Source organism: Pseudarthrobacter phenanthrenivorans Sphe3, from assembly GCF_000189535.1.
Lineage (GTDB): Bacteria > Actinomycetota > Actinomycetes > Actinomycetales > Micrococcaceae > Arthrobacter > Arthrobacter phenanthrenivorans.
Genome location: NC_015145.1, coordinates 361,143 through 376,988 on the forward strand (window position 1 = coordinate 361,143; position 15,846 = coordinate 376,988).

Consider the following 15,846-nt stretch of genomic DNA (forward strand, 5'->3'; position numbering starts at 1 on the left):
CATGGAGACAACTCCAGCAGTATCCGCCGGACGGGGCAGCTCTGCCGTCCCGTCCGGCGGGGACGCTCACGCTGACGTACCCGAAGGAGCTCCCGAAGCCCTCACGCCCGAGCAGCTCGCGGCCCAGTGGGAAGAAGAAAAACCGCCGGCGGCGGGAGCCCTGGCGAATACCGCATCCTCCCTGGTGGTGCTTGCCGTCGGAATCGGTGCGCTTGTCCTGTCGGTCGCCATGGGCCTGGGCACCTTCGCCAGCCCGCAACCGGGCATGTGGCCGTTCATGATCAGCTGCGTCATGGTGGCCCTGGGGCTTTTCCAGCTGGTCCTGGGCCGGCGCAACCGGGACGCGGAAAAGTTCACCCGGATGTCCTTCGCCCCGCTCACCGGACTGGTGACGCTGGCGGCCATGGTGGCGCTGATGCCGGTGATCGGATTCGAAATCCCGGCCCTGGTTCTCTGCATCATCTGGATGCGGTTCCTCGGTGGCGAGACCTGGCGGTCCACCCTCCTGGTCAGTGCGCTCGTCGTCGCCGCGTTCTACGGGATCTTCATCCTGGCGCTCGGCACCTCCATCCCCCACCTCTTCTAGGAGACCACCATGGATTTCCTGAATCCTGTGATCAACGGATTTTCAGTCGTCCTGGAGCCGACGAACCTCCTCTACTGCCTGGTCGGCGTCGTTATCGGCATGCTGATCGGCGTGCTGCCCGGATTGGGGCCGGCGGCAACCATCGCCATCCTGCTTCCGCTGACCTACGGCGTGGAGCCTGTCACCGCCATCATCATGCTGGCCGGAATCTTCTACGGCGCCCAGTATGGCGGCACCATCACGTCAGTCCTGCTGCGTTTGCCCGGCGAGGCGTCCTCCGTGGTCACCGTCTTCGACGGCTACCAGATGGCCAGGCAGGGCCGCGCAGGCACTGCCCTTGGCCTTGCCGCCATCGGATCATTCGTCGGCGGCACTGCAGCAATCATCGGCCTGACCTTCCTGGCACCCATCGTGGCCGGCTTCGCGCTGAACTTCGGCCCGCCCGAGTACTCCGCCCTGGCGCTTCTGGGCATCCTCCTCGTGGCCACCATCAGCAGCGGGGCAAAAGCCAAAGCCCTGATCGCCGCGGCCATCGGGTTGCTGCTGGCCACCGTGGGCCGGGACATGTTCACCGGCGAAAGCCGGTTCACCTTCGGCAGCCTGCAGCTTGCCGACGGCATCGACTTCGTGCCGATCGCCATGGGCATCTTTGGCCTGGGCGAGATCCTCTACAACCTTGAGGAACGGCACCGCGCTGCCAAAGCGCCGTCGAAGGTATCCAACGTATGGCCCTCGAAGAGCGACCTGAAGCAGGCCTCCGGGGCAGTGGGGCGTGGCTCGGTCCTCGGCTTCTTCCTGGGCATCCTGCCCGGCGGCGGCGCCACCATCGCCTCCATGGCCTCGTACGCCATGGAAAAGAAGCGCGCCAAGCAGCCGGAGCGGTTCGGCAAGGGCGCGCCGGAGGGCGTTGCGGGACCGGAAACCGCGAACAACGCGGCAGCAACGTCGTCGTTCATTCCGCTCCTGACCCTTGGCATCCCCGCCAACGCCACCATGGCGCTGATGTTCGGAGCGCTGCTGATCCAGGGCGTCACGCCCGGACCGCAGCTTGTGGAGCAGAACCCGGAGCTCTTCTGGGGTGTGGTGAACTCGATGTACATCGGCAACATCCTGCTGCTGATCATGAGCCTGCCGCTGGTGGGGATCTTCGTGCGGATCCTCCGGGTCCGGGCCGCAATCCTTGCCCCGATAACCGCCTTGATCACCCTGCTGGGCGCCTACACGATCAACAACAGCATGTTCGACGTCACCCTGGTGGTGGTCTTTGGTGTTGTGGGCTACCTGATGAAGAAGTTCGGCTTCGAGCCCGGGCCGCTGGTCCTGGCCTTCGTCCTGGGCGAACTGCTGGAGAACTCTCTGCGGCGTTCGCTGCTGGTCTTCGGCGGCGATCCCACCGGGTTCCTGACCCGCCCCATCTCAGCCACCCTGCTGGTGGTCTTTGTCCTGGTGGCCGTGCTGCCCGGAATCCGCAGAGTGATCGCCAAGCGCAAAGGCACCACGCCTCTGGCAGGCACCACCACCAAGATTGAGGAGAAGGTATGAGCATCATCGTCGGGTTCGTTCCCACACCGGCAGGCGAGGCAGCCCTCGCAGCAGGCATTTCCGAGGCGAAGCTCCGGAGCCAGGAACTGGTGATCGTCAACTCTGCGCGCCAGGGTGCGCTCGTGGACAAGTCCGTGGCCGCAGAGGACGTCCTGGCAGGTGCCGCGCAGCAGGCGGCTGATGCCGGCGTAACGGCACGGGTGATCCAGCCGCCCTACCAGCACGACCTCGCTGACGAGTTCCTCGACGTTGCCAGGCAGGAGGACGCGTCGCTGATCGTCATCGGCCTGCGGCACCGCACCCAGGTGGGCAAGTTCATCCTGGGCAGCCACGCGCAGCAGATCCTGATGCAGGCGGACCGCCCGGTGCTCGCCGTCAAGGCCGACGGCGGAAACTTTCAGGCGGGGTGACAGCAGCATGTATAAGCACACTCCGTGGCGGCGGACTGTCCCCGGGTCCGCGCCGGTGCCGAACTGGTCACGGCTGGGCAAGAAGGACAGCGTGCACGTGCGCTTTCCCGACGGAACGGCAGCGGCGGGGACCATCGACATGATCGCCGCGGACCGCAGCGTCTTCTGGGTGATTCGCAACGACGGTGCGGGCCGGGTGATGGTCTGCCGCGGCGACGACGTCGCCGTCACCAAAGTAGCGCCCGCACAGCCTGCCCTGCTGCGGGAGTCCGTGGCGGCGTAGGCGGCAGCGGGCGGCAGCAGAAGGACCAACAGGCAAGGCCGGTGACCCCTTCTTCGGGCGTCACCGGCCTTGCGTGTTCCTTTCGACAAGGTGGCGCCTCAGGGCGTCCAGGACGGGCAGTTGCCCTTTGACCAGCTTGACGCGGGCTTCCGCCTCACTGAACCAGCGGGCGTCGTCAATCTCGGGGTAGTGCTGGATTTTCCCCGACCCCCGGGGCCACTCCAGGGGAAAAGTGTTGCTGGCGATGCGTTCCGGGCGGAAATCGTGCTCTGCCGCAAACACCGTGATGCGCTTGCCCGACGGCTGCCGGAACTCACCCAGCAGCCGGTAGCTGGCGTCCGGGGCGGGTGTTCCCATCTCCTCTGCAAACTCCCGCAGCGCGGCGGCCAACGGGTCCTCCTCCGCGGTGTACTCGCCCTTCGGGATCGACCAGGCGTGGGCATCCTTTCCCGCCCAGAACGGGCCGCCCATGTGGGCTATCCAGACCTCCAGGGCCTCGGGGCCCGGCCTCCTGTACAGGAGGATTCCCGCGCTGAGAACAGGCATTACGCCCTCCGTCCTGACTGCATCTGATCCGATACGAAACCGCCGTGCAGCGTTAACCCGCAGTTCACGGCACTGCTTTAGGTTATTCCTTCAGGCACTCTGCTCGAAGGGACCCCGTCATGGCCAATATTGCTGAGGTTTTGGGGCGGCTTACGCCGGAAGAACTGGAAGAACTGCGCAGCCTTGGTCCGCAGGGCCATTTGCCGCGGCACCTGGTTGATGCCCTGGACCGGGCAGCCGGAGGGCCCGGCTCCGGCCGCGGCTACTACGTGCCCAACGGGAACGTCAGTGCCACCGGAGGGCCGCTGCTGGTGCTGCGCAGCGATGTGGCCGGCTGGGTCTTCAGCTCCTGCCGCGAGGACCCGGACCAGCTCCCGCAACACCCTTGAGCTTCTTTGCCGCCAGGCCGCGGCACTAGCCAATCAGCAGGCTCAGCGCCTCTGTCAGGTGCTCCACTTCCCGTACGGAGAAACCTGCCGGTATGGGCCCGGGGCCGGTATGGCTGGCGGGAACCACGGCATGCGTGAACCCCAGCCGGTGGGCCTCCTGAATCCGTTGGTTGATGCCCGGAACCGGGCGGACCTCACCGGCAAGACCCACCTCGCCGAAGGCAATAAGCCGGATGGGCAAGGGCTTGCGGGCCTTGGCTGAGGCGACGGCAAGGGCGACTGCGAGATCTGTTGCGGGTTCGCTCAGCTTCACCCCGCCTACTGTTGCCACGTAGGAATCATCCTTATGCAGTAAAGTCCCCGCCCGCTGCTGCAGCACCGCCAGCAGCATGGAAACCCGCGAGCTGTCCAGCCCGCTGGTGGCCCGCCGGGGCTGCGAATTGGGGCTTTCCGCCAGCAGCGACTGTACCTCTGCCAGCAGGGGACGGCGCCCTTCCATGGTGACGGTAATGCAGGTCCCCGAGACAGGTTCCTTGGTGCGGCTCACGAAAAGCCCGCTGGGATCCGCGAGCCCCTCAATGCCGTTCTCGTTCAGGTCGAAACAGCCCACGTCATCAGTGGGTCCGTAGCGGTTCTTGACGGCGCGGAGCAACCGCAGCCGGGAATGCCGCTCGCCCTCGAACTGGCACACCACATCCACCAGGTGCTCCAGCAGCCGGGGTCCGGCGATGGAACCGTCCTTGGTCACGTGGCCCACCAGCAGCGTGGTCATGTTCCGCCGCTTGGCAGCGGCAATGATGGACGCCGCCACTTCCCGCACCTGCGAGACACCGCCCGCGCTGCCGTCGACGTCGGCGCTGCTGAGCGTCTGGACCGAGTCCACGATCAGCAGCCGCGGCTCGATCTTCTCCACCTGCCCCAGCGCCTGGCCCAAATCCGTTTCCGCGGAAAGATAGAGGGATTCAGCCACGGCGTCGATCCGCTCCGCGCGCAGCTTCACCTGCGCCGCGGACTCCTCACCGGTCACGTACAGCACGTCCTGGGCCGTCCGCGCGAACTTGGCCGCCACGTCCAGCAGCAGGGTGGACTTTCCGACGCCGGGCTCGCCGGCCAGCAGGATCACCGCGCCCGGAACCAGCCCGCCGCCCAGCACCCGGTCCAACTCGTCCACGCCCGTCGGCAGGAACGCCGCCGTGGTGGCGTCCACCTCGGCAATCCGGCGGGCCGGCTCCAGAACTGTTGTGGCCGCCGTCGTACGCGCAACGGCGGTGCCGGTCTCCTCAACGGTGCCCCACGCCTGGCACTCGCCGCAGCGCCCCACCCATTTGACGGTGGTCCAGCCGCATTCGGCGCATTTGTAGGCGGGCGCTTTGGAGGCCCGGGAAGTCTTTGTTGCCATGCGTTCAACACTAGTGGCGGGGGCTGACAGCCGGCCGCACGCGGCAGCTAAAGCGCCGGCAGCACGTCCCGCGCCTCCTGGGCATCCATCCCGGTGGCCTCCAGCAGGTCCACCATCAGCGGCCGGTAGAGCATCACCACCGTTTCGCCCTCCAGCCGCTGCACCCCGAGCAGCTTGGGATGCAGGCGCAGGGCGATTTCGCTCAATTCCCTGCGGGCGGTGCGCAGGTGGGCGCGCCGGACGCCGTCGTGCGTTTCCGCCAGGCCCAGCGAGAGCTCGTCGATGGCGGCGGCGGTCTCCTGCAGCACTTCCGCAATGTTTTCCGTGGCTTCATCCGAAAGCGCCGCGTGGTTGATGGCACTCGTTAGCCGGCGCGCGAAGACGCGGCTGTTCCGCAGCGCAAGGTCGATGAAATCCAGTGACTGTTCCAGCCGGTCAAGCTCATCCCGGTGCCGCCGGTAGGCGGGCGCGAGCCGGGCAACCTCACCAGACGCCCGAAGCGAATGCCGCATCCCGTCCACCAGCGGCTGGCAGTTGCGCCCGCGGACCAGGGCGTGCCATGCCTTCGTCGAATCGCTGTCCATGAGAGCCTCCGCGCATTCACGCAGCACTTCCGCCAGCTCATGGAGGAGGTTCCGGACGTCCTTGCGGGGCTCCCGCCGCGGGTCCTTGGGCGCGAGGATGGTCACCAGCAACGCGAACAGCCCGCCCACCACCGCGTCGATGCTCCGGGTGAACGGCCCGCCGGACGGTGCCGGCAGCAGCACCACCAGCAGTGATTGCAGCGCCAGCTGGGTGGTGAAGATGTTTCCGCTGTCCAGGAAGCGGGCCAGCAGGATGGAAAACAAAAGGACGACGGCGGCCTGCCAGATTCCGGGGCCCAGCCAGTGCAGGAGCAGGTCACCCACCGCAATGCCGATGGTGCAGCCCAGGCCAACCTCCAGCACCCGCCGCAGCCGTGGTTCCCGGGAAAATCCCAGGGCAATCAACGAGGACGTGGCTGCGAACAGCGGCCCGGAATGGCCCAGTACATACTCTGCGAAGGCGTAGGCGCCCACCGCGCAGACCGTCATCTGGATGGCCGGGACGAGGGAGTTGCGGCTGCGGATCACGCCGGTGCGCATACGGCCGCGAAGGAACAGCCTGCCTGCTGAGAGTCCTGCTGCGGGGGCCATGCCACCCAGTCTATTTGCTGGCCCTGCCCGCAATTCCACGCCTGCCGTGCACTACGGCCGGCACTGTGATCTGCGCAATGGGAACCCGGCACTTGTAAGCCAAAATCCCGCCGTCGTTAATCCTCCGTTCACTTTGGACAGCCCATCCCGTTACCTGCGGACCCTAACTTCGATGAAGGTACAAAACGTACGCATCGCGCAGCAGGGGTTCTCCGTCCCTGCCCCGCACCTGAATAACCCTGGAAGGGGTACATCTAGTGAAGGCACTCCGCTTCGGCCGCCACGCGGCTATCGCTGTTCTCGCAGCCGGCGCTCTCGCGCTTACCTCCTGCGGTTCAGACAACGCCACGGGCACCGCCCCCGCAGGCGACCAGGCTTCCTCCGGCCCCAAGGTCACGGGCACCCTCACCGGCATCGGTGCTTCGTCCACCGGCGCAGCCATGGACGCCTGGAAGGCAGGCTTCGCCGCCGCCAACCAGGGCGCCACCGTACAGTACTCCCCGGACGGCTCCGGCGCCGGCCGCAAGGCCATCATCGACGGCTCGGCCCAGTTCGCCGGCTCGGACGCCTACCTGAAGGACGAAGAGCTCGAAGCGTCCAAGGCCGTCTGCGGCCCCGACGGCGCCATCAACATTCCGGTCTACATCTCGCCGATCGCCGTCGCCTTCAACCTTCCGGGCGTCACCGAGCTGAAGCTGGACGCACCCACCGTGGCCAAGATCTTCCGCGGTGAGATCAGCAACTGGAACGATCCGGCCATTGCCGCCCTGAACGAGGGCGTCAGCCTCCCGGACCTGAAGGTCACCCCGGTGAACCGTTCGGACGATTCCGGCACCACCACCAACTTCACCGACTACCTGGCCTCTGCAGCCCCTGAGGTCTGGACGGACAAGTCCTCCGGCGTGTGGCCCGCAAGCCTGCAGGGCGAGAACGCCAAGGGCACCTCCGGCGTGGTCAAGACCGTCACCGATACCCCCGGTGCCATCACCTACGCAGATGACTCCGCTGTGGGCGGCAAGCTCGGCACCGCCTCCATCAAGGTGGGCGAGGAGTTCGTCAAGATTTCGGCAGAGGCTGCAGCAAAGGCCGTCGAAGCTGGCAAGGCCGTTGAAGGCCGCTCCGCCAACGACGTCGCCATCAAACTGGACCGCAAGACCACAGCTTCCGGCGCTTACCCCATCGTGCTGGTCTCCTACCACGTGGTCTGCAGCGCCTACGACTCGCAGGAAACCGTTGACCTGGTCAAGGCCTTCGAAAACTACGTAGTGTCCGAGGAAGGCCAGCAGGCCGCCGCGGATTCCGCCAAGTCGGCCCCGCTGTCCTCCGCCCTTGCGGAGAAGGCAACCACGGCCATCGAGTCCATCAAGGTCAAGTCCTAATCAACGCTCCGAGACCGGGTTCCCCGCCTGCCGAAAGGCAGTGCGGGGAACTTGGCTTTGGTCAGCCCACCTTCCCCTCCCAGTAACCGATCGAAGGGCCGTCGAATGACCGCCACCCCCCTGACAAGTACCCAGGGCGCCGGCCGCGCCGGGGACAAGATCTTCTCGGGCGCCGCGCTGGCCGCGGGCTGCCTCATTCTCGCCGTCCTCTTCGGCGTCGCACTCTTCCTGGTGGTCCAGGCCATCCCGGCGCTCACCGCGCCAGCCGCCGAAATACAGGGCGGTGCAGGCTTCTTCGCCTACATCTGGCCCATCGTGATCGGCACGCTCATCGCCGCCGTGATCGCCCTGGTGATCGCCACCCCCATCGCCATCGGCGTGGCCCTGTTCATCTCGCACTTCGCCCCGCGCGGACTGGCTGCCGGTCTCGGCTACGTGGTGGACCTGCTGGCGGCGATCCCGTCCGTGATCTACGGCGCGTGGGGTGCGGCCTTCCTGGCGAAGGAAATCTCGCCGGCCTACAACTGGCTGGCGGCGAACATGGGCTGGCTGCCCATCTTCCAGGGTCCTGCTTCGGCCACCGGCAAGACCATCCTGACCGCGGGCATCGTCCTCTCCGTCATGGTGCTGCCCATCATCACGTCCCTGTCCCGCGAAATCTTCCTGCAGACCCCCAAACTGCACGAGGAAGCCGCGCTGGCCCTCGGTGCCACCCGCTGGGAAATGATCAAGATGTCCGTCCTGCCCTTTGCGCGGCCGGGCATCATCAGTGCCGTCATGCTCGGCCTGGGCCGGGCCCTCGGGGAGACCATGGCCGTGGCCCTGGTGCTGTCCTCCGGCGCGCTGACCGCCAGCCTGATCCAGTCGGGCAACCAGACCATCGCCGCGGAAATCGCCCTGAACTTCCCGGAGGCCAGCGGGCTCAAGGTCAGCACGCTGATCGCAGCGGGCCTGGTCCTGTTCATCATCACCCTGGCCGTGAACATGATCGCGCGCTGGATCATCACCCGGCACAAAGAATTCTCGGGAGCCAACTAAATGACCTCCACGCTTACCCCCGTGCGCAGCAAGCGCTCCGCACTCACCAAGGGCCAGCTGCCCAAGTACGCGCCCTACGTGGTCCTCGCCGGCGCGCTGGTGGTGGGTGCTGCCATCCTTGCCCTGGTGGGCTTTAACGCCTTCGGCTGGGGAATCGTCTCGGCGATCCTCTTTGCCATCGGGCTGGTGTCCTGGAGCGCCGCCGTGGAGGGCTCCCGCAAGGCCAAGGACAAGCTGGCCACCTGCCTGGTGGTCGGGTCCTTCCTCATCGCGCTGCTCCCGCTGATCTCGGTGATCTGGACCGTGCTGGTGAACGGAATCCCCGGCCTTCTGGCCCCCGGATTCATGACCACCTCCATGAACGGCGTCACCGGCGTCTACGACAACCGTGCGGTTGAAGAAGGCGCGCCGGTCATCGGCGGCATCTACCACGCCCTCCTGGGCACAGTCCAGATCACGCTGCTGGCAACGGTCATCTCCGTGCCGGTGGGCCTGCTGACCGCCATCTACCTGGTGGAATACGGGAACGACGGCCGCCTGGCCCGCGCCATTACGTTCTTCGTGGACGTCATGACCGGCATCCCGTCCATCGTGGCCGGCCTGTTCGCCGCGGCGTTCTTCTTCGCCGTCGTGGGCCCCGGCACCAAGACCGGCGCCGTGGCCGCCGTCGCGCTGTCCGTCCTGATGATTCCCGTGGTGGTGCGCTCCAGCGAGGAAATGCTGAAGATCGTGCCCAACGAGCTGCGTGAAGCGGCCTACGCCCTGGGCGTCCGCAAGTGGCGGACCATCGTCAAGGTGGTCATTCCGACGGCGATCTCCGGCATCGCGTCCGGCGTCACCTTGGCCATCGCCCGCGTCATCGGCGAGACCGCGCCCATCCTGGTCACTGCGGGGTTCGCCACCAGCATCAACTCCAACGTGTTCAGCGGCTGGATGGCCTCGCTGCCCACCTTCATCTACACCCAGATCCTGAACCCCACGTCCCCGGCCAACCCGGACCCGTCCTCCCAGCGCGCCTGGGGAGCGGCCCTGGTGCTGATCATCCTGGTGATGGTCCTCAACCTCGGCGCCCGGCTCATCGCCAGGATCTTCGCCCCCAAGACCGGCCGCTGACCGCCGCATTCAATTCCCCCTTCCGGTTCCCCGGACCGGATGCCAGACTTCAATTCATCCCCAGTTAGTGAAGGAACACCATGTCTAAGCGCATCGACGTCAAGGACCTGAACGTGTACTACGGCGATTTCCTGGCCGTAGAGGACGTCACCATCAACATTGCGGCCAAGTCCGTCACCGCGTTCATCGGCCCCTCGGGCTGCGGCAAGTCCACGTTCCTGCGGACGCTGAACCGCATGCATGAGGTAATCCCCGGCGCCCGCGTGGAGGGCGAGGTCCTGCTCGACGGGGACAACCTGTACGGCCCCGGCGTGGACCCGGTGACCGTGCGCTCGCAGATCGGCATGGTGTTCCAGCGGCCCAACCCGTTCCCCACCATGTCCATCCGGGACAACGTGCTGGCCGGCGTGAAGCTGAACAACAAGAAAATCTCCAAGGGCGAGGCAGATGTCCTGGTGGAGCGCTCACTGAAGGGCGCCAACCTCTGGAACGAGGTCAAGGACCGGCTGGAGAAGCCCGGCTCCGGCCTTTCCGGCGGACAGCAGCAGCGCCTCTGCATTGCCCGCGCCATCGCCGTGGAACCCCAAGTCATCCTGATGGACGAGCCCTGCTCCGCCCTGGACCCCATTTCCACCCTGGCCATCGAGGACCTCATCAACGAGCTCAAGGACCAGTACACGGTGGTGATCGTGACGCACAACATGCAGCAGGCAGCCCGTGTCTCGGACCGCACCGCTTTTTTCAACATTGCCGGCACCGGCAAGCCGGGCAAGCTGATCGAGGTGGGCGATACCCACACCATCTTCAGCAACCCCACCCAGAAGGCCACCGAGGACTACGTCTCAGGCCGCTTCGGATAGGAGCGCGGCTCCAGCCGCTGCACCCGAAAAACGGTGCTGGTCAGAAGCTCCGCCATTTAGTACGCTGAACTAGATACTTCCGGAACTAGTAACTAGAGGCTTAGGAGTTTTCCTTGACGCAGACAGCAAGCAGCCCCAGAGGCCACCAGCTCACAGTCTCCGGACACGGGGTGGCAGCCCTTTCGTACAAAGACAGGCTGCCGGACGCCTACCAGCACCTGGCCCCGGCGGTTCCGGCCCTCCCGGGGCCGGAAGCGGGACTGGAGGTGGCGGCAGGGGAGGAACTCCTCTCCGCCGTATGGCGTACCAGCTCTTACCTGGAGACCGTTCAGTGGGAGCTTGATGCGGCGCACGAGTCGCTGCGGCAGGCTGTCCAGCGGGCCGCACATTCCGGCATCGGCCGGGGCGAGCTGCTCCAGGCCGCCAACATGACGTCAGAGGAGCTGGAAACGGCCCTGACGGAGGCCCTGCCCGTCTACCCGGCCGCCTACTAGGCTACTCGGGGACTTCCAGCTGGAAGCCGCACCGGCAGCGCAGGACCCTGGTGGGCAGCGAAACCACGTTAAGGGCGCCTCCTGAATTGCTGCTGCGGTAGCAGAGCCGTTCGATCTCGAACTCGGCCTCCTCCATGGGGAACCCGCAGTGGATGTAGTCGTCGCCGAACATGATGACCTGGGCCATCCAGCGCACCTGGTGCAGGGCCGCAGCCACGTCGCCTGCGTAGGCGAGGTGTTCCTGGAACAACCTGCAGTCGTTGCAGGTGTAGGAAACCGTGACCAGGTCGCCGTTGGCCGCTCCCATCGCCCTGATGGCATGGATGGTCAGCTGGTGTTCCGTGCCGCAGGTTCCACAGCGAAGCTGGCGTGGCTGGGGCAAAGAGTGCCGGGGATTGGAGGTAGACATGATGCCTGCTCTTTTCCGCGATGTGCATCCATGCCGCCGGTATGCTGCAGCGGCGCAATCCGCGGCCCTGCACCCGGCGGCGGATGTCGGACCCGGAACTGCGCAGGATATTTGGCGAAACCCCGGGTACTTACTTTCGAATCTACGTCACAGCCGTTCGGCTGTACAGGGGAAGGCAGCGGCTGAGGGCGTCAGGGCGGCCCGGCGCGTTCAGCCAGGCAGCGGGGTCAGTGCCAGGGCCAGCACGAATGCCAGGGCGGCCGTTGCTGCCGGGGTCAGGGCCCAGAGCCCCACGATCCGGATGACCAGCTTCCTGTTGGTCACGGAGAAGTGCTGGTTCTCGCCCGCGCCGAGGACGGCGGCGGTCACTGTGTGCGTGGTGGACAGCGGCCAGTGGAGTCCGATGGCGCCCACAAAGAGAATGACCGCACTGAAGATCTGCGCCACCGAACCCCGCAGAGGGTCGATCCGCGTGATTTTGTATCCCACCGTGTGCGAAATCCGCCAACCGCCGAACATCGTCCCGGCCGTCATCATCCCGGCCGACAGCAGGACCACCCACCAGGGAATAGTGCCGCCGTCGGAATAACCCGCGGCCAGCAGCGCCAGGAGCAGCACCGCGCTGACCCGCTGCCCGTCCTGCAGGCCGTGCCCAAACGCCACGGCACCGGCCGCAATGGCCTGGCTCCGGCGGAAGCGCTGGTTGACCACGTTGGGTTGGGTGTATCGTGCCGCCCACGTGGCCGGGTACACCAGCATGAACGCGCCGCTGTAGGCGACGAGCGGCGACAGGACCAGCGGCAGCACCACCTGGAACAGCAGGGACTGGTCCACTCCTCCCACGCCGTCGCCGCCCATTGCCAGGCTGGCCAGTCCGGCGCCGGCAAGGCCGCCCACCAGGGCATGGGTGGACGAGGCCGGAATGCCCCGCCACCACAGCAGGAGCCCCCACGCGCAGGCGCTTGCCAGTCCTGCCACCAGGATGCTGAGCCCGTCCGTGCCGGGCGGCAGGCTGATCCAGGCCTGGCTGACGGCCACGGCCAGCCCGGCGCTGACCAGGGCGCCCACAAAGTTGAAGAAGGCGGCCAGCAACACTGCCACGCTGGGGGTGAGTGCCCTGGTACGTACAGCAAGGGCGACGGCGGTGGAGGCGTCGCGGAAGCCGTTGAGGAAGGCAAACGCCGCAGTCAGCAGGACCACCACGCCGAAGATGACAGCTGTCACCTCAGGATTCCTTGACGATGATGCTGCCTACCTGGGTGGCGATCCGCCGCATGTCCTTGGTGACTTCCACCAGTTGGTTGGCGATGTCGCGGTTGCGGGAGTACTGGGCCCATTTCATGTCGGCGATCATGTCCGCCACCCACACCCGGTGGGTCCGTTCAGCGCGTTTGGTGAGCCGGAGGATCTCGATCCAGTAATCCTCCAGGTCATCCAGGTTGTTGAGCCGGCGCATGGCGTCAACGGTCAGTTCCGCCTGGCGGCTGATGATTTCCAGCTGGTCGGCCGCGCGCCTGGGCAGCCGCTCCAGCTTGTACAGGGCCACCAGTTCGGCCGCGGCGTCCATCTTCTCCATCGCCTCGTTGAGGTACCGGGAGAGTGCGTACATGTCCTCCCGCGGGAGGGGGTTCACAAAGCTGGTGCGCATATGGGTCAGCAGCGCGAAATGCAGCTCCGCGGACCTGGCCTCGTGGTTGTGCATGTCCTCCACCAGCTTGCCGTGTTCCGCAGCCGGGACGCCGAGGATTTCCGCCAGAGTGGCGCTGGCCAGCACGATCTGCTGGGCCAGCTGCGAAAGGAGGTTCAGCCCGGCGGGCTCCTGGGGAAAAAGGCGCAGCTTCACGTATTTACCGGTCTCCGGGGAAAGTACAGGGCGGGGTTGCTGCCGTGTGACTCGACCCCGGCGGGCAACTGTCCCCAACTCTACCGGGCCGCCGCTGGACGCCTGCAACAGCACCCCGGGCCGGGGCGCAAAATGGTGCCGAACCGGATACGCCTCTCGGCGGTAGGCCGCTCTAGGCGGCTAATTGTTGAAGCCCGGGGGTTTCGCGGCTCGGCACCGGTTTCAGTTTTCTACTTTGGCTGCCTCAAGTCAATCTTGACAGATGGGGGACTGCCGGGGCAGGCCGGGCATCAGTCGAGTTCGCCCAGGCGCCAGGCGTTTGCCGCGTGCTCCAGGTCCTCCGCGGTCTTCACCAGCTGGTGCGAGTTCCGGGTGAGCTTGCTGGCGTGGGCTTCGTTGCCGTGCTCAGCGCCGTCGGCAATGGTGGCCTGGCCAAGCGCGACCACCCGGCAGAACGCCGCGGAACGTTCCAGCGCCACGTCGAACTCGCCGTCGAACGCCCCTGAAAGGATGGCATCGGCCATGGTCCGCATTTCGTCGGCGCCCGGCGGCTCGGCTGCGCCGGCCACCACGTTGGACACCTGGGCAGTGTCCTTGCCCGCACGGAAATAGACTGAGATCCGTTCAGGGTCCTGGACGGTGGCGGCGCGCAGGGCGTACAGCCGCCACAACGCACCCGGCAGTGAGCGGGCCGGGCTCTCGGCCCACATTTCCGCGATTGCTTCCAGCCCCTGCTCGTCTGCGAGCTTTACCAGGCGCTCAGTGACTACCGGATCGTCGCTGTCGCGGCCGTGGCGGACCAGCGCCTGGGCAGCCAGGTGGGCTGCCTCGGAAACCCGGGCGGGATCGGCACCGCCCGCAAAGGGCTCAAAGTCGATCGGAGCGAACGGCTTGGGCTTGTGGTGCCGGTTCGCGCCGCCGTAGGGACTGGATCCTGCTTGCTCACTCATGCCCCCACGCTACTCCTCTGCCGAGGGGTAAATCGAGCATGCTTTTCCCTGCCCGGCGGCAGGGTTCAAGGGCAGGCTTGCTGATGGCGAACAGCGTGCAATCGCGCCGGAACCATGGGTTAGAGTATTAACGTCCAGAAATGGACTGGGCCGTGGTGGCCTGCGCAGACGCGCTGACCCACCCGGCAGGGGCCTTTAGCTCAGTTGGTAGAGCATCGGACTTTTAATCCGTGGGTCGTGGGTTCGAGCCCCACAGGGCCCACTCTTTTAGCGAAGAGTGGTACGTCCCCGGCAGCCTGGCAACAGGACGCCGGGGACGTTTTCTTTTCCCCGGGTTTGCAGTCCGGGACCTGCCAGAGCCTCCGGCGGGGTGTGCCAGCGGCAGCAGGCACAATAGGCACATGGCAAAAAGCAGCAAGGGACGCATGCCCCGCCTGGAAGACGTGGCGGACAAGGCCGGTGTGTCCCACCAGACCGTCTCCCGGGTGGTCAACAACCACCCCAACGTCAGTCAGGCAACCCGGGCAAAGGTGGAGGCAGCCATCGCCGAACTGGGATACCGCAGGAACACGGCAGCCCGTAGCCTGGTGACCCGCCGCTCGCAGACCATCGGCGTGCTGGCCAGCGAGCTGTCCCAGTATGGTCCCGCGAACACGCTCCTGGGCGTGGAGCAGGCTGCCCGGGATGCCGGCTACTTCGTGAGTATCGCTGCCCTGCGGGAGGTCGGCAGGGATGCCATTGCCGACGCCGTCAACCACTTCATGGACCAGGCCGTGGACGGAATCGCGGTCCTGGTGCCGCACTCGGACACCCTGCTGGCCCTGGACGAAATGCAGCTCCCGGTACCCGTGGTGGCCGTGGGGTCCACGGGAAACAGCGGGGTCAGCGGTGCCATGGTGGACCAGCGCCGCGGCGCCAGGCTCGCCGTCGAGCATCTCATCGGACAGGGGCACCGCAGGATCGGCCACATCGCCGGCCCCCAGGACTGGACCGACGGCGCGGAGCGGGCCGAGGGCTGGCGCGAGGCCCTCAAGGATGCCGGACTGCCGGAGGACCTGCTGGTGCAGGGCGACTGGAGCGCCGGCAGCGGGTACCGGGCGGGGCAGAAACTTGCCGCCGGGGGCAGCGCCACTGCACTCTTCGTCGCCAATGACCAGATGGCCCTGGGCGTGCTGCGCGCCTCCGCCGAGGCGGGGGTGCGGGTGCCCGACGACGTCTCCGTAGTGGGCTTTGACGACCAGCCCGAGTCCGGGTACTTCACCCCGCCCCTCACCACGGTGCGCCAGGACTTCGAGGAGCTGGGCCGGCGCTGCATGGACATCATGCTCAAGGAGATCGAGGCCGGCGCCCCCGTGAGTTCCACCGTGGTCACGCCCGAACTCGTGCTCCGGGCGAGCACTGCCCCGCCGGCAGCGGATCAGGGCTAACCA

18 protein-coding genes and 1 tRNA gene are annotated in these 15,846 nt (G+C 66.5%); 12 read left to right on the forward strand and 7 right to left on the reverse strand.

Going from position 1 to position 15,846, the window contains the following annotated elements; translation table 11 throughout:
- Window position 1: 1 nt before the first annotated feature.
- From ASPHE3_RS01685 to ASPHE3_RS01700, 4 genes are read left to right on the forward strand one after another with little or no spacing between them, the layout of a single operon-like run.
- Window positions 2–586: a tripartite tricarboxylate transporter TctB family protein gene (locus ASPHE3_RS01685; protein ID WP_013599498.1), complete on the forward strand. Its 585-nt coding sequence runs from the start codon at window positions 2–4 to the stop codon at window positions 584–586.
- 9 nt (window positions 587–595) lie between these two features.
- Window positions 596–2,128, forward strand: coding sequence for a tripartite tricarboxylate transporter permease (locus tag ASPHE3_RS01690; RefSeq protein WP_013599499.1), 1,533 nt, complete (start codon window positions 596–598; stop codon window positions 2,126–2,128).
- Window positions 2,125–2,538 (forward strand): universal stress protein, encoded by a 414-nt coding sequence (locus ASPHE3_RS01695; RefSeq protein ID WP_013599500.1) that lies wholly within the window; start codon window positions 2,125–2,127, stop codon window positions 2,536–2,538. The genes ASPHE3_RS01690 and ASPHE3_RS01695 overlap by 4 nt, the downstream gene beginning before the upstream one ends.
- 7 nt (window positions 2,539–2,545) lie before the next feature.
- Window positions 2,546–2,821: a hypothetical protein gene (locus tag ASPHE3_RS01700; RefSeq protein ID WP_049786007.1), complete on the forward strand. Its 276-nt coding sequence runs from the start codon at window positions 2,546–2,548 to the stop codon at window positions 2,819–2,821.
- A gap of 60 nt (window positions 2,822–2,881) precedes the next feature.
- Here ASPHE3_RS01700 and ASPHE3_RS01705 read toward each other — a convergent pair whose 3' ends face one another.
- The gene (locus ASPHE3_RS01705) at window positions 2,882–3,367 is read right to left on the reverse strand and encodes an NUDIX domain-containing protein (protein WP_013599502.1); all 486 of its coding nucleotides are present in this window, start codon (window positions 3,365–3,367) and stop codon (window positions 2,882–2,884) included.
- A 119-nt stretch (window positions 3,368–3,486) separates the two neighbouring features.
- On the opposite strand from ASPHE3_RS01705, the gene ASPHE3_RS01710 reads away from it, so the two are divergent.
- Window positions 3,487–3,756: a hypothetical protein gene (locus tag ASPHE3_RS01710; RefSeq protein ID WP_013599503.1), complete on the forward strand. Its 270-nt coding sequence runs from the start codon at window positions 3,487–3,489 to the stop codon at window positions 3,754–3,756.
- A gap of 25 nt (window positions 3,757–3,781) precedes the next feature.
- Here ASPHE3_RS01710 and radA read toward each other — a convergent pair whose 3' ends face one another.
- Window positions 3,782–5,155, reverse strand: coding sequence for a DNA repair protein RadA (gene radA, locus ASPHE3_RS01715; protein ID WP_013599504.1), 1,374 nt, complete (start codon window positions 5,153–5,155; stop codon window positions 3,782–3,784).
- Between the two features lie 47 nt (window positions 5,156–5,202).
- Entirely contained in the window at window positions 5,203–6,330 is a 1,128-nt protein-coding gene (locus tag ASPHE3_RS01720; protein WP_013599505.1) for an FUSC family protein, read from the reverse strand.
- 257 nt (window positions 6,331–6,587) lie between these two features.
- Here ASPHE3_RS01720 and pstS point away from each other — a divergent pair, with 257 nt between their 5' ends.
- The 5 genes from pstS to ASPHE3_RS01745 all read left to right on the forward strand — a co-directional run bounded on the left by pstS (window position 6,588) and on the right by ASPHE3_RS01745 (window position 11,214).
- Window positions 6,588–7,709 carry a phosphate ABC transporter substrate-binding protein PstS gene (gene pstS / locus ASPHE3_RS01725; protein WP_013599506.1) on the forward strand — a complete coding sequence of 374 codons (1,122 nt, stop codon included), beginning with the start codon at window positions 6,588–6,590 and terminating at the stop codon, window positions 7,707–7,709.
- Between the two features lie 105 nt (window positions 7,710–7,814).
- Window positions 7,815–8,747, forward strand: a complete 933-nt coding sequence (gene pstC / locus ASPHE3_RS01730) for a phosphate ABC transporter permease subunit PstC (RefSeq protein WP_013599507.1) — start codon at window positions 7,815–7,817, stop codon at window positions 8,745–8,747.
- Window positions 8,748–9,860 (forward strand): phosphate ABC transporter permease PstA, encoded by a 1,113-nt coding sequence (gene pstA / locus ASPHE3_RS01735; protein WP_013599508.1) that lies wholly within the window; start codon window positions 8,748–8,750, stop codon window positions 9,858–9,860. It abuts the gene before it with no gap.
- 80 nt (window positions 9,861–9,940) lie between these two features.
- Entirely contained in the window at window positions 9,941–10,720 is a 780-nt protein-coding gene (gene pstB / locus ASPHE3_RS01740; protein ID WP_013599509.1) for a phosphate ABC transporter ATP-binding protein PstB, read from the forward strand.
- 113 nt (window positions 10,721–10,833) lie between these two features.
- Window positions 10,834–11,214, forward strand: a complete 381-nt coding sequence (locus ASPHE3_RS01745; protein WP_041651863.1) for a hypothetical protein — start codon at window positions 10,834–10,836, stop codon at window positions 11,212–11,214.
- A 1-nt stretch (window position 11,215) separates the two neighbouring features.
- Here ASPHE3_RS01745 and ASPHE3_RS01750 read toward each other — a convergent pair whose 3' ends face one another.
- The 4 genes from ASPHE3_RS01750 to ASPHE3_RS01765 all read right to left on the reverse strand — a co-directional run bounded on the left by ASPHE3_RS01750 (window position 11,216) and on the right by ASPHE3_RS01765 (window position 14,416).
- Window positions 11,216–11,623, reverse strand: coding sequence for a hypothetical protein (locus ASPHE3_RS01750; RefSeq protein WP_013599511.1), 408 nt, complete (start codon window positions 11,621–11,623; stop codon window positions 11,216–11,218).
- 210 nt (window positions 11,624–11,833) lie between these two features.
- Window positions 11,834–12,847 carry an inorganic phosphate transporter gene (locus tag ASPHE3_RS01755; protein WP_013599512.1) on the reverse strand — a complete coding sequence of 338 codons (1,014 nt, stop codon included), beginning with the start codon at window positions 12,845–12,847 and terminating at the stop codon, window positions 11,834–11,836.
- Window position 12,848: 1 nt separating this feature from the next.
- Entirely contained in the window at window positions 12,849–13,466 is a 618-nt protein-coding gene (locus ASPHE3_RS01760; RefSeq protein WP_013599513.1) for a DUF47 domain-containing protein, read from the reverse strand.
- A gap of 290 nt (window positions 13,467–13,756) precedes the next feature.
- Entirely contained in the window at window positions 13,757–14,416 is a 660-nt protein-coding gene (locus ASPHE3_RS01765) for a hypothetical protein (RefSeq protein ID WP_013599514.1), read from the reverse strand.
- Between the two features lie 189 nt (window positions 14,417–14,605).
- Between ASPHE3_RS01765 and ASPHE3_RS01770 the strand changes: the two genes are divergently transcribed.
- Both ASPHE3_RS01770 and ASPHE3_RS01775 read left to right on the forward strand, forming a co-directional pair.
- Window positions 14,606–14,678 (forward strand) — tRNA-Lys (locus ASPHE3_RS01770).
- A gap of 139 nt (window positions 14,679–14,817) precedes the next feature.
- Window positions 14,818–15,843 carry a LacI family DNA-binding transcriptional regulator gene (locus ASPHE3_RS01775; RefSeq protein ID WP_041651865.1) on the forward strand — a complete coding sequence of 342 codons (1,026 nt, stop codon included), beginning with the start codon at window positions 14,818–14,820 and terminating at the stop codon, window positions 15,841–15,843.
- The last annotated feature ends 3 nt before the right edge of the window (window positions 15,844–15,846 follow it).